Genomic DNA, 10,892 nt, shown 5'->3' with positions numbered 1-10,892 from the left:
GAGCGCAAGTCGAGACCGAAGTTCGACCCAGTTTATCGCTCTTGACGAAGAGCTGATGACCCGTGGTTTTGGTATCGGCATTACAAGTACTCAACGTCGGTTGTACACCCTCGGCTCAGTTCTTCGCATCACAGCGGCCAGAGATGATCGCTTGATAGCGGATTTGAGCCCTGCGAAGGGAGACGTTGCCGCTGGCGAAACCGAGCACAGTATGCTGGGCATCTGGATTTGCTACACATTTCATCACCATCTCCCCCACCCGACGGCAGGCGAACTAAGATTTCAGAAATTGCTTCACGAGATCGGGAGCAACAGGCTTATGGCTTAAGTTCGGCGCTAGCTTGAAGCGATTTGTTTCCGCTGTATTCACCTATCTTCTGTCTATGCTTGGAGTTGGTACGATAACAGGACCTCTACTGAGCAACAGCTAGGGAGGAGCGGCTTAGCAAAGATCTAGCCGGATCGCTTGAGTGTTGGGCGTTCTTTGGAGGCTCCGAAAGTCCATGCCCGTTTACCTGTGCCGTACCCGCATCACGCAGAGCCCGCAGCGGCCCACTGAGCCACATTGCGCTGTTCACTAGGGGATACCCCAGGCATCTGCTCTTGCGGTCCTCAGAAGGCCGCTCAGCGCCTTCGCGGAGGTTAATACCTGCGGGCGTGACCTACCTGCAACGCTAGCCTTGTGGACGTGCCCCCCCCAAAGCCCATTCGAGGTAGATGATCGCTGATGCCTATCCTCATGAGCCACTTATGGGGAATGGGGTCGCGTCATTAATATGTTTTGAAACAATGCCTTATAAGGAAGGGGGATTTTACCCCCCTTATGATAAGTGATACCCAAGGTTAACCTATTAGTTACCCCTTAGGTAATCTCCCGTGCTCCTCAAGCAAGACTAAGGGTTCTCCCCTACTTATAGATTACACGATGATCCCCTTAAGGTGGAGGCAGGTGGGTAGACCAACCACGATTACCTCTGTGAACGAATAAGCATGACGAAGGGAGGGATCACCTTGATGGTGTCCCCCCACTTCGGTAGCACACCTTCCTAAGGCCCGATTTGATAGCAAAAATCTGAGCAACTCTCTATAGATCGTCATTCCTGTCTTCCCCCCCCTGTGGGGTGGGGTAATAGCAAAAAAGGTAGGATTAGCCCCGTATGGCAGACCACAGCCGCTGTTCACCGATATGATGGCCTTCACCTGAAACCGCTCACTCGCTCGGTAAACCCATCAGAGCCGCTCGGGAAGCACTGTAGGACAGACCGTAGGACACATCGTGCCTGTTGACCCTTCGAGCCACCTGCTGATACCCCCTGTTTTACTGAGGCTGTCGGCAGACAAGGTGCCTGTAACGGGAACACAACGGGGAAACCCAAGCTGCCCCTGGGCACCATTTAAATCTCTGAATATAGCTGATTGTCCCAAGGAAATAAGGGTATCTCGCGGCTTTCTTGCCTTTGAGAGGCCTGAATTGCTACAGGACGCTACGGTTTCCGATCCTGCTATTGCGGCAAATAAGGGGCTTTATGGTCGCCTTTCGAAATGATGCTGCTAAGTAGGTTCGATAGTGCCAGCCCTTCCGAGAACGATGCGCGAAGGATGCCATGTTTTGTCGGTGATGCGAGCAGCGCGGATCATTTCCGGCAGCTCTTGGATCCCGTCATTGGTCAGTGCGGCACCGATTGCAGTGACGAACGTCTCTTATGGGGCGCTTACGTCTTTCGATAGGTAGGGCGGATTGCGGAAGTTCGCTGCAATTGCGCTTCTATGGTAGAGCATCTTGGAAGCCGCCGTTGAAATACAGCCAGAAGCAGGCACTCAGTGGTGGCGCATTTATGGTTATAGCTTGAAGAGGAGCTCTGAACCGCGCGGGACGCAGTGTCGCGTGCAAGGTTGTGGAGCCGGTATTGATAGACCGCCGCACCCCTATGGCTGCGGCGGTCTAAAGGGTCGTCAGGCGAAATCCACACCGTTTTCGATCATCGGCAGGTGGGTCACCAGATCACGCCCGGAGGCTGCGATTGCGTTGGCGAGCGCTGGACCCGCCGGCGGTGTGCCCGGCTCGCCAATGCCTGAGGGTGCTTCGTTTGTCTTGACGATATGCACCTCGATGGACTTGATGTCGCGCATCCGCAGCGGTTCGTAGTCGGGGAAGTTTTGCTGCACTACGACGCCGCCATCCAGCGTGATCTGATCGCGCATGATGTGACCGACGCCAAAGCCGATCGCCCCTTCGACCTGGGCTTTGATGACATCGGGGTTCACCGCCACGCCACAGTCGACGGCTGCGGTGTATTTCTCGATCTGAACATAGTCATCTTCGTCGATCGAGATTTCGCAGATCTGCGCGCAGTAGGTCCCAAAGGATTTGTGAACGGCCACACCGTGGAAATGCCCGTCGGGCAACGGCTTGCCAAACCCGGCATTCTCGGCAGCCAGTTTCAGGACGTCAGCTTTGCGTTTTTGATCAACCGTGTCGCCGGGCAAATACGCAAGACGGAAGCTGACGGGATCCTGACCGGCTGCGGCGGCGGCCACATCCATCATGGTTTCCATGACATAGGCGTTATGGCTGTGACCGACGGAACGCCAATAGTTGACGGTTGTTGTCGGAGCCGCGTCCGTCAAGCCGATGTGCATTCCGGGGATCGCATATGGATTTTCTGCCGTCCCTTCCACCGAAGAGATGTCAACACCGTCTTTGACATAGAAAGCGTCAAATGGCCCATCTTTTGCATTGGATTGACCCGCCACGCGGTGATCCCAGCCAACAATCTTGCCCGCATCGTCCAGACCGACACGCACCTTGTGCGCATAGGCCGGGCGGTACCAGCCGCCAGACAGGTCATCTTCGCGGGACCAGACCAGTTTAACCGGGCGGGTCTGGTCGGTCATCGAAAAGGCGAGTGTCGTTTCTACGATATAGTCCGCACCCGCGTTGAAGCGACGGCCAAAGAACCCGCCTGCATACAGGGTTTTGACCTCAATCTTGTCCATCGGGATGCCAAGGATCTGGTGCATCGTGGCGTGGTTAATGGTTGGACCCTGCGCGCCGTCATACATGATCACGCCGCCGTCTTCGGTGGCTGCGATGGTGGCCGACAGGGGCTCCATCGTTGCATGGGCCAGCATCGGCAGGAAGAATTCGCGCTCTACGACTTGGGCGGCACCTTGCAACGCTGCGGTCGTCGCATCCAATGTCGTTTCGGATGCTTGCCACTGCGGATCAGTGTTCACAGCTGCCAGTAGCTGTTGCTTGATCTCGTCGCTGCTGCGGGTTTCGGCCTTGCTCAAATCCCACTCAACTTCGATCGCGTCACGCGCTTGAAACGCGGCCCAGGTGTTTTCGGCATAGGCCACCACGCCCGCGCCGTTGGGCAGCGCCTTGGCCATGATGAAGCCTGTGACGTCCTTGGCGGCGCTATCGTCGAACGACGCAACAGTTGCGCCGTATTGCGGGATGCGTTTGATCGCGGCAACCATCTGGTTATCCAGTTGGATATCCATGCCATAGATGCCTTCGCCGTTAACCTTGTCATGGCTGTCGCGGCGCGCTTTTTGGGTGTTGCCGATCTGGGTCCAGTCTTCGGGGGCCTTCAGGACGGGCTCGGCCGGCACCGCGATCTGCGCAGCGGTGGAGATAAACTCACCGATCTGGCCCTCTTTGCCCGCGCCTGAAATGACGCCATTGGCAAGTGTCAGCTCAGAGGTGTCCACGTCCCAATCCTTGGCCGCGGCTTGCAACAATACGTCACGCGCGGCGGCGCCTGCGGTGCGATATTGCATGAACGAATTGGCCATCGCGGTCGATCCGCCCGTGCCTTGCAGCGCGCCAAAGAACAGGTTGTTGTAAACGGCGGTATCTGACGGGGCCATTTCGAAGGTGATATCGCTAAGCTCCATGTTCAGCTCTTCCGCGATCAGCGTGGACAGGCCCGTAGAGGTGCCTTGCCCGCCTTCAAAGTGCTTGATGACGGCTGCAACGGTACCATCGGCGTAGATTTTCACGAAGGGCGTGATGGCTGTGCCAGCCTCCGACGTCGAAGCGGCAAGCGCGCCCTTGGGGTCAATGCCAACGGCCAGAACGGCAACGGCCGCACCTGCACCTTTGAGGAAACTGCGGCGGGATGTGTTGATGGTCATGGCTTAACCCTCCACGATGTCTGCGGCGCGCTGGATACTGGCGCGGATACGTTGATAGGTGGCACAGCGGCAGGCATTTCCGTCCATGTAGGCGTCAATCTCTTCCAGCGTTGGCTTTGGCGTTTCTTTCAACAGGCCCACCGCAGACATGATCTGACCAGATTGGCAGTACCCGCATTGCACCACGTCGAGCTCTTTCCAGGCTTGCTGTACTGCGGCACCGATCTTGTCATCGCCAATCGCTTCGATGGTGGAAACTTCAGCACCTTCGACGTCTTCGATATAGGTCTGGCACGACCGGGTCGGTTCGCCGTCGACATGCACGGTGCAAGCGCCGCACGACGCGACGCCGCAGCCGAATTTGGTGCCGGTCAGCTTCAGTTCGTCCCGGATCACCCACAGCAATGGTGTGCCCGGTTCTGCTTCGACAGAGCGTTCGGCCCCGTTAATTTTTAGCTTGATAGTCATGGTCAATCTCCATCTGGCAATACGATTGGAATGTGGGTAAACTGGTCGGTGTACTTATGTGGCGTAAAGAGTCACAGGTAAACCCGCAAGTTTACCAAGCCAAAAAAAATGGCAATTCCTGGAAGTGGTGTGTAGACCGACAGAATGAGTGAAGTGGCTGAAAATTCGGTAGATAAACGTGACTCGATCCTGCAAGGCGCGTTTGATGAATTCTGCGAGAATGGGTTCCTTGCGGCCAGCATGGACCGAATCTCCAAGCGGGCCGGTGCGTCTAAGCGCACCGTGTATCGGTATTTTGAAAGCAAGGAAGTGCTCTTCCAAACCCTGATGCTGCGCCAATGGAGGGTCATCGCGGACAACCTGAAGGTCAGCTACCAGCCCGGCATGGATATCCGAGAGCAACTGATTGAGATGGGCCGTGCGCAGGCGCGACTGTACACGTCGCCCGAAGTCATGACCGCCAACAAGATGTTGATGACTGAGATCTTGCGGGATCCGGAACTTGTCAGGGAAATCCAGAATGAAGTCGACTATACGGCGTCCTTTGAACAATTGTTCAAAGAGGCCGCCGCCGACGGGGTGCTGACGATCCCAAACCCCCGACAAGCGGCAGAAGAGTTCATATCATTGTTGAAGGGCAAGGCGTTTTGGCCGTTCATGTTGGGGGCTCCCTTGGTTAGTCCTGACGAAATGGACGCCATGATCGACCAGTCGGTTGATATGATGATGAACCAATATGGCGCCTGAGCAATCAGGTCTCATGCGATCCGCCACAGCAGGAAATCCAGCACCGAACGACCTGTGACGCGAAGAGACCCAAAGATATAGATCAAACTGACCAAGCCGTCGAACACCACAAAGGCGTATTGCGACGGATCAGCCAACCCGTTTGGCACGGCGTAGAGCACAGCCGTGATTGCAGCCAAACGCGATATAGCGCTCCAGAACACAACGGGTGCGCGCGCGACCAGATCGCGGGTTGCCCAGACCAACAATGATGCGGCCATGATGAAGATACCCGCAAGCGTGAAGGAAAACACGAAATTCGCAGGGTTGGGCATTTGCAAAGCCTGCCCGATGATCATTGGCGCAAAGAGAAAGTTCAGCAACGCAGTGCCGATGATGAATTTCTTGAACATGCCAGTGGCCCTTTGTGTCGTTCAGTTATTTGGGAAAACCTGCCGATGATTTTGGCAAATTAGCTGCGAGAGTTGCATTGGCAAGCTCGGCTGCCTCTGCAGGCTCATCCGAGCCATTGTGTAGAAAGCCGACTGTTGCGGCGGTCGATCGTGGTCCGCGCCCGGCGCAACTGGTGGGGTTACAGGCTGGCGTGCCAATCACGCACGGCTAAACCGATCTCGTCCGGGGCGTCTTCCTGAATGAAGTGCAATCCGGGCACAGTCACTTCGGTGATATTGGGCCAACTGCGCACACGGTCACGTACCGCCCCCGTGATCAGCACGCCGGGGTCCGCATTGACGAAGAGCTTGGGAATTGATGTCTTGCCAAGCCAGTCGACATAGGCATCGACGATTTCCGTCACATCTGCTGGCTGCCCTTCAATCGGGATCTGACGCGGCCATGCCAATCAGGTCTGGCGCAATCAACCTGCCTTTCCCGGCAAGGTGGGGCATCACATTGCGCCACAGATAGGACGACATCGGGTTGCCATGCAGGAAGACAATCGGATCGCCGGTCCCTTCTTCGATATAGGTCATCTGCTTGCCATGGACGGTGGCAAATTTCTTTTTGTCGCGGAAAGACGTAGTCATGTGAGTACCTCGGGCTTGTGTTTGAGTCGGGGTGGATGTGGAAGAACGATCATTCTGAAACAAGGTCAAAAATGCCAAGAGCGAAATCTCAATCCCGCGAAAACCTGTTGGACAGTGCGCTCAATACGTTCTGGAAGACTGGTTTCCACGTTGTTTCCATGGGCGATCTGGTGCGCGAAACCGGCGTGAGCCGAGCCGGAATCTACAGCGATTTTGGCGGCAAGGAGGATCTGTTCCATGCCTGTCTCGACAGATACCAAGACACCGTCGTCACTCCAGCCTTTGCACCGGTCGAGGCCGAAGGCGCGGGAATCGAGGGCATTCAAAAGTATTTCGATAACCTTCTGGCGCGTTTCGAGGACTCGGGCGGCTTTGGTAAGGGATGCCTTGTGGGCAACACACTGTCCCAGATCCCTGAAGATGCGCAGGAAACCCGCCAAAAGCTGCGCGCGCATAGCGATCGCCTGACAGCAGGCTTTCGCAAGGTGCTGTCCCATGAGAATGGGGATCATGGCTCATTGAGTGATGCCGAAATCGAGGCGCTTGCGCGCTATATCATGATCTCGGTGCGGGGTATTTGGTCCTACTCCCGTCTGACAGGGGATGTCGCGGAATTGCGTGCGGCGTCTGACATGCTCATCGCTGTGTTGAAAGCCCGGCTTCGGGGAGCGCCGGATTGATGCGGCCTCTGCCCGTGGGTGATTTCCAGTTCATTGCACTGGATGTAGAAACCGCCTGTGGCGACAGCGCCAGTATTTGCCAGATCGGGATCGCCTGCGTTGGCTTTGATGACAGCATTTTTACATGGTCTACCTATGTCGACCCGCTTATGCCGTTCGCGCCTTTCAATGTTGACCTGCACGGGATCGGGCCGGAGACTGTGCGCGGCGCCGGAAGCTTTGCGCAGGTCTGGCCCCAAATCTGGCCGTTGCTGTCACGCCACCCGATGGTGCAGCACAGCAGGTTCGATGAACATGCGATCAACGCCGCATGCAAAGCGCAGGGCCTTCCGCGGCCACACCTGACATGGCACGACAGCGTGACCATCGCGCGCAAGGCATGGCCCGAATTGAAGGGCAACGGCGGCCACGGTCTGGGCAAACTGAAACAGGTGCTGAACCTTGACTTTCACCACCATGACGCAGGCGAAGACGCCCGCGCCGCTGCGATGGTAGTTCTGCGGGCGCAGGCCACGACCAAAGACCACCGGCTGTTCAAACCCGTGCAACTGTCGCTCCCCTTGTAAGGGCGGCCCACCCGCCGTTTGCCTCAGCCCCAGCCCCAGCCCCAGTCATAGCTTCCGATAATTTCGGGTCCGCCAATGCGTCGCTCAGCGGAACCGAAACCATTTGAACTACCATCCAAGGCCAGGCTCCTCGCGAGCATCCGGGTGTCGGAGAGGAGATCCAGTTTAAGTGGCTACGTGGCAGCTTTGTCCCGCGTTGGGTCAGTTCGGCCCGCATCACGTTTTGCTCTTGCAGCAAAGGTCGGCAATGTGTGCTGCAACCGCCGCATCGAAGGACTTGGGCAAATGTCGGCTTTGGGCCGTTCGTATCGACTGACATCTTCGACGAGAAGCGGTCATTTGCTGCAAGTGCAAAGTTGCTCACAAGGTGAATAGCCCTTGGTCTCCTAGACACCTTCTTGGTTCACATTGACCTGTCTGTTTTCGAAGTCGACAGGCGACAGCATACCGTTTCTGACATGTTTGCGTTTCGGGTTATAGAACATTTCGATGTCGTCGAAGATGTCCTGTCTGGCCTGCTCGCGGGTCTTATATGTTCGACGCCGTACGTGTTCCCGTTTGAGCAGCTTGAAGAAGCTCTCAACGATCGCATTGAAGCTCCTATATTCGTCAAGCCTTGATCCGTGTGGATCAGGACGCGTCGCTTAGGTTTGCGTCGCCAGACAGCCATCAGAAGGGCTTGCACCACGAGGTCTGTTGGTTGCCGCGATTGTGTCGCCCAGGTCAGTATCAGCCAAAGGACCAATGAGAACCTGCCCAAAACAGAGGCCGAGGAAGAAAATCGAAAGCGAAAGTTCAGCGGCCGTATGGGTGGCGTTCATGGAGGCCGCGAGCTCACCGAGTGCGGCGAGGTACATATCGGTTGCCAATGGGGGAAAGAGGGACAAAAGGCCCAAGGTGGCGGTAACGGCAAAGGCCCATTTTGGGATAAGGGAAATCTGTGACAGCTCGGCACCGACAATAATATTAGACGGCGGTCTATTTTCAATTAGCGGACGGCCGTCTAGTGATCAATCACGGACTATTCTGCATCTATGAACAGGAACTGTGCATGTCGGGCAAAAGGCCAAGCGGGCGGCCCGCAAATCAAGACGCCAGCACGGCATTGAAGGCTGTGGCTCTACGTCGGGTTCGGGAACTGGGCTATGAGAAAATCTCGGTTTCGGAAATCATCGAGCAGGCTGGCGTGGCGCGCCAAACGCTCTACAACCGCTGGAATACGAAGGCTGACCTTGTCCTCGAAGCCGTTTTTGAGCAGAGCAACACCTATGCCGCTGAACCTTCTTGGGACGGGGCAGAGGATTGTCGGACCTTGCTCGAAGATTTCCTGATCCGTATTTTCGAACACTTGCGCATCGACGGGGACACCCTACGAGCTTTGATCACCGCTTTGCTCCGCCGGGCGCAGGACCGCGGAGAGCTTTCGCCGGGGCGGAACGTGGAGACACTGTCGGCCTTGATACATGGCGCGTTCTGGTATCGCTTGCTGAACCGCGGGGTGTTGGACGCTGGGTTCGCGAAAGAAATAGTGGCGGAAACCTTCGCCTGATCGTTCGGCACCCGGACTGCCTTCGGCAAAGGGTTGTCGCCGAAATCAAACTCCTTCGCCCGAAGTGCCCGAACGTAACGCTCGGAAAGAAATCAGGACGGCGGCGTCAATAGGGCCGCCGCAGCGATTGTTCCTTCCCAAACTGTGTCCAACGCGGCACCCAGTGACAGTCCTTCCCCGTGCTCCCAGAGGAAGATTGCCCTGCCCACGGCGTCGGTCGTGTAATTTGCAAGTGCAGCGGCGGCTTGCGGGTTCTTAACGCGCTGGCTCAGGCATTCTGTAAGCTCTCTGCGCTCCATAACCAGAAACCCCTGCAGAATACCTCTCGCTTTTTCGTTTGAACGCAGAACCGTGCCGATCATCTTGAGAATAGGTTCATCATTGGTCAGCGCGGCGAAGTGTTGATCCAAGAACATCTTGAGATCGTCCGCGAGCGGTCCGTTTCCGCTGCGTAACGCTTCTTTCGCAGCCTCCGAAAAGGGGGGCGGGGCCCCAACCGCAGCCGTTTCCTTGTTGGTATAGTAGTTGAAGAAAGTGCGCGTGCTGATGCCAGTTGTCGCAGCGATCTCCTCGGTCGTCACATTCTCTAACCCTTTTTTAACGGCCAAATCCAGCGTCGCCAGCTGAATCTCACGTGCCGTCTGCTGTCGTCTTCGCTCTCGTAACGAAACTGTCATGTCTGAATTCCTTGCGCACTGTGCAACATCTGCCTACAAGGCACCAAACCTGCTGGATAGTCAAGGATCGAGAAGCACATGAAAATCGGCGTTTGGAAAATGTTTGGCGCAGCGCTTGCGTTCGCGGGGGCTGCCACGATGGCGAGCGCGCAGGGCGGCCCTCCCGATGGCATGCCCGCGGCGGGGCCGCTTGAAGTAGGTGTGATCGACATTCAGATGGAGGAAATCCCACGCATTGTGACCACGCCGGGCCGGGCCGTTGCGTTTCAAGACGTTGAAGTGCGCCCGCGTGTCGGCGGTGTGGTCAAAGAGATCCTCTACACGCCCGGACAATTGCTTGAGGTCGGGGACCCGCTTTTCCGGATCGACGATGCCTCCTATCTCGCGGCTGTCGCGACAGCCCGTGCCAATCTGGCCACTGCCGAAGCCAACCTGCCTGTGAAGCAGGCGGCCTATGACCGCGCCGAACAACTCTCCGGACGCGGCTACACCGAGGCAGAGGTCGAAGCGGCGCGTGCCAGTCTGGCCGAAGCAAAGGCCACGCTTGATGCAAACAAAGCGGCGGTTGAATATGCCGAGACCGAGCTGTCGTGGACGACGATGACCAGCCCGATCGCCGGGCGTGCAGATGTATCAACCGTTTCGGTGGGGGATTTGGTTACGGCTGGGCAGGCCGACGCTTTGACGAGCATCGTCACCTCAGATCCGATCTATGTGGATATGATGGAGGCAAGCGCGCGTATCCTGTCGGTGCGCAGCGCCATTGCCGAAGGTGATCTGCAACAAAACGACACCCTTCAAGCGACATTGACGTTAGAGAACGGCGACATCTATCGTGGAACCGGGCAGTTGGTCACGCCGGGTAACAATGTCTCGACCTCCACCGGAACCGTGACCATCCGTTTCACCTTTGACAACCCGGACCACATTATCCTTCCGGGCATGTTTGTGCGGGGGGAAATCGTGCTTGGCACGATGCAAGCCTACCTTGTTCCGCAGCGTGCAGCGACGCGTGGCAACTCAGGTAAACTGACTGC

General features: G+C 56.8%; 13 protein-coding genes and 1 pseudogene. 6 read left to right on the top strand and 8 right to left on the bottom strand.

Annotated features, from left to right (window positions below):
* Window positions 1-328, top strand: a 328-nt coding sequence (locus B4F27_RS00285) for a hypothetical protein (protein ID WP_286758549.1), incomplete at its 5' end; no start/stop codon positions are given.
* Window positions 329-1,953: 1,625 nt separating this feature from the next.
* Here the strand turns inward: B4F27_RS00285 and B4F27_RS00280 are convergent.
* Both B4F27_RS00280 and B4F27_RS00275 read right to left on the bottom strand, forming a co-directional pair.
* A complete protein-coding gene (locus B4F27_RS00280) occupies window positions 1,954-4,143 on the bottom strand; it encodes a xanthine dehydrogenase family protein molybdopterin-binding subunit (RefSeq protein WP_286758548.1) in 2,190 nt (729 codons plus the stop codon).
* A 3-nt stretch (window positions 4,144-4,146) separates the two neighbouring features.
* A complete protein-coding gene (locus tag B4F27_RS00275) occupies window positions 4,147-4,611 on the bottom strand; it encodes a (2Fe-2S)-binding protein (RefSeq protein ID WP_286758547.1) in 465 nt (154 codons plus the stop codon).
* 144 nt (window positions 4,612-4,755) lie between these two features.
* On the opposite strand from B4F27_RS00275, the gene B4F27_RS00270 reads away from it, so the two are divergent.
* The gene (locus tag B4F27_RS00270) at window positions 4,756-5,358 is read left to right on the top strand and encodes a TetR/AcrR family transcriptional regulator (protein WP_286758546.1); all 603 of its coding nucleotides are present in this window, start codon (window positions 4,756-4,758) and stop codon (window positions 5,356-5,358) included.
* 11 nt (window positions 5,359-5,369) lie between these two features.
* On the opposite strand, the gene B4F27_RS00265 is transcribed toward B4F27_RS00270, so the two are convergent.
* The 3 genes from B4F27_RS00265 to B4F27_RS00255 all read right to left on the bottom strand — a co-directional run bounded on the left by B4F27_RS00265 (window position 5,370) and on the right by B4F27_RS00255 (window position 6,383).
* Window positions 5,370-5,750 (bottom strand): hypothetical protein, encoded by a 381-nt coding sequence (locus B4F27_RS00265; RefSeq protein ID WP_286758545.1) that lies wholly within the window; start codon window positions 5,748-5,750, stop codon window positions 5,370-5,372.
* Window positions 5,751-5,929: 179 nt separating this feature from the next.
* Window positions 5,930-6,154, bottom strand: coding sequence for a hypothetical protein (locus tag B4F27_RS00260; RefSeq protein WP_286758544.1), 225 nt, complete (start codon window positions 6,152-6,154; stop codon window positions 5,930-5,932).
* Window positions 6,155-6,170: 16 nt separating this feature from the next.
* Window positions 6,171-6,383 (bottom strand): alpha/beta fold hydrolase, encoded by a 213-nt coding sequence (locus B4F27_RS00255; protein WP_286758543.1) that lies wholly within the window; start codon window positions 6,381-6,383, stop codon window positions 6,171-6,173.
* A 35-nt stretch (window positions 6,384-6,418) separates the two neighbouring features.
* On the opposite strand from B4F27_RS00255, the gene B4F27_RS00250 reads away from it, so the two are divergent.
* The gene (locus B4F27_RS00250) at window positions 6,419-7,063 is read left to right on the top strand and encodes a TetR/AcrR family transcriptional regulator (protein ID WP_286758542.1); all 645 of its coding nucleotides are present in this window, start codon (window positions 6,419-6,421) and stop codon (window positions 7,061-7,063) included.
* A complete protein-coding gene (locus B4F27_RS00245) occupies window positions 7,063-7,629 on the top strand; it encodes a 3'-5' exonuclease (RefSeq protein WP_286758551.1) in 567 nt (188 codons plus the stop codon). The genes B4F27_RS00250 and B4F27_RS00245 overlap by 1 nt, the downstream gene beginning before the upstream one ends.
* A gap of 386 nt (window positions 7,630-8,015) precedes the next feature.
* Here the strand turns inward: B4F27_RS00245 and B4F27_RS00240 are convergent.
* A pseudogene (locus tag B4F27_RS00240) lies at window positions 8,016-8,359 on the bottom strand (IS3 family transposase); the annotation flags it as partial.
* The gene (locus B4F27_RS00235; protein ID WP_286758552.1) at window positions 8,274-8,486 is read right to left on the bottom strand and encodes a hypothetical protein; all 213 of its coding nucleotides are present in this window, start codon (window positions 8,484-8,486) and stop codon (window positions 8,274-8,276) included. The gene B4F27_RS00235 and the pseudogene B4F27_RS00240, both read right to left, overlap by 86 nt.
* Window positions 8,487-8,680: 194 nt before the next feature.
* Between B4F27_RS00235 and B4F27_RS00230 the strand changes: the two genes are divergently transcribed.
* Window positions 8,681-9,178, top strand: coding sequence for a TetR/AcrR family transcriptional regulator (locus B4F27_RS00230; RefSeq protein WP_074635779.1), 498 nt, complete (start codon window positions 8,681-8,683; stop codon window positions 9,176-9,178).
* A gap of 92 nt (window positions 9,179-9,270) precedes the next feature.
* On the opposite strand, the gene B4F27_RS00225 is transcribed toward B4F27_RS00230, so the two are convergent.
* Window positions 9,271-9,855 carry a TetR/AcrR family transcriptional regulator gene (locus B4F27_RS00225; RefSeq protein WP_286758541.1) on the bottom strand — a complete coding sequence of 195 codons (585 nt, stop codon included), beginning with the start codon at window positions 9,853-9,855 and terminating at the stop codon, window positions 9,271-9,273.
* Between the two features lie 78 nt (window positions 9,856-9,933).
* Here B4F27_RS00225 and B4F27_RS00220 point away from each other — a divergent pair.
* Window positions 9,934-10,892: efflux RND transporter periplasmic adaptor subunit (locus B4F27_RS00220; RefSeq protein ID WP_286758540.1), on the top strand; the 959-nt coding region annotated here is incomplete at its 3' end.

The organism is Sulfitobacter sp. UBA1132, from assembly GCF_002311545.1.
In the GTDB taxonomy this organism is placed as follows: Bacteria; Pseudomonadota; Alphaproteobacteria; order Rhodobacterales; family Rhodobacteraceae; genus Sulfitobacter; species Sulfitobacter pontiacus.
This window is presented reverse-complemented; position numbering and strand designations above follow the sequence as displayed.

Coding starts and splice junctions, on each gene's coding strand:
- B4F27_RS00280 (WP_286758548.1), bottom strand. CDS start 4,143: ATGACCATCAACACATCCCGCCGCAGTTTCCTCAAAGGTGCAGGTGCG.
- B4F27_RS00275 (WP_286758547.1), bottom strand. CDS start 4,611: ATGACTATCAAGCTAAAAATTAACGGGGCCGAACGCTCTGTCGAAGCA.
- B4F27_RS00270 (WP_286758546.1), top strand. CDS start 4,756: ATGAGTGAAGTGGCTGAAAATTCGGTAGATAAACGTGACTCGATCCTG.
- B4F27_RS00265 (WP_286758545.1), bottom strand. CDS start 5,750: ATGTTCAAGAAATTCATCATCGGCACTGCGTTGCTGAACTTTCTCTTT.
- B4F27_RS00255 (WP_286758543.1), bottom strand. CDS start 6,383: ATGACTACGTCTTTCCGCGACAAAAAGAAATTTGCCACCGTCCATGGC.
- B4F27_RS00250 (WP_286758542.1), top strand. CDS start 6,419: ATGTGGAAGAACGATCATTCTGAAACAAGGTCAAAAATGCCAAGAGCG.
- B4F27_RS00245 (WP_286758551.1), top strand. CDS start 7,063: ATGCGGCCTCTGCCCGTGGGTGATTTCCAGTTCATTGCACTGGATGTA.
- B4F27_RS00235 (WP_286758552.1), bottom strand. CDS start 8,486: ATGTACCTCGCCGCACTCGGTGAGCTCGCGGCCTCCATGAACGCCACC.
- B4F27_RS00230 (WP_074635779.1), top strand. CDS start 8,681: ATGTCGGGCAAAAGGCCAAGCGGGCGGCCCGCAAATCAAGACGCCAGC.
- B4F27_RS00225 (WP_286758541.1), bottom strand. CDS start 9,855: ATGACAGTTTCGTTACGAGAGCGAAGACGACAGCAGACGGCACGTGAG.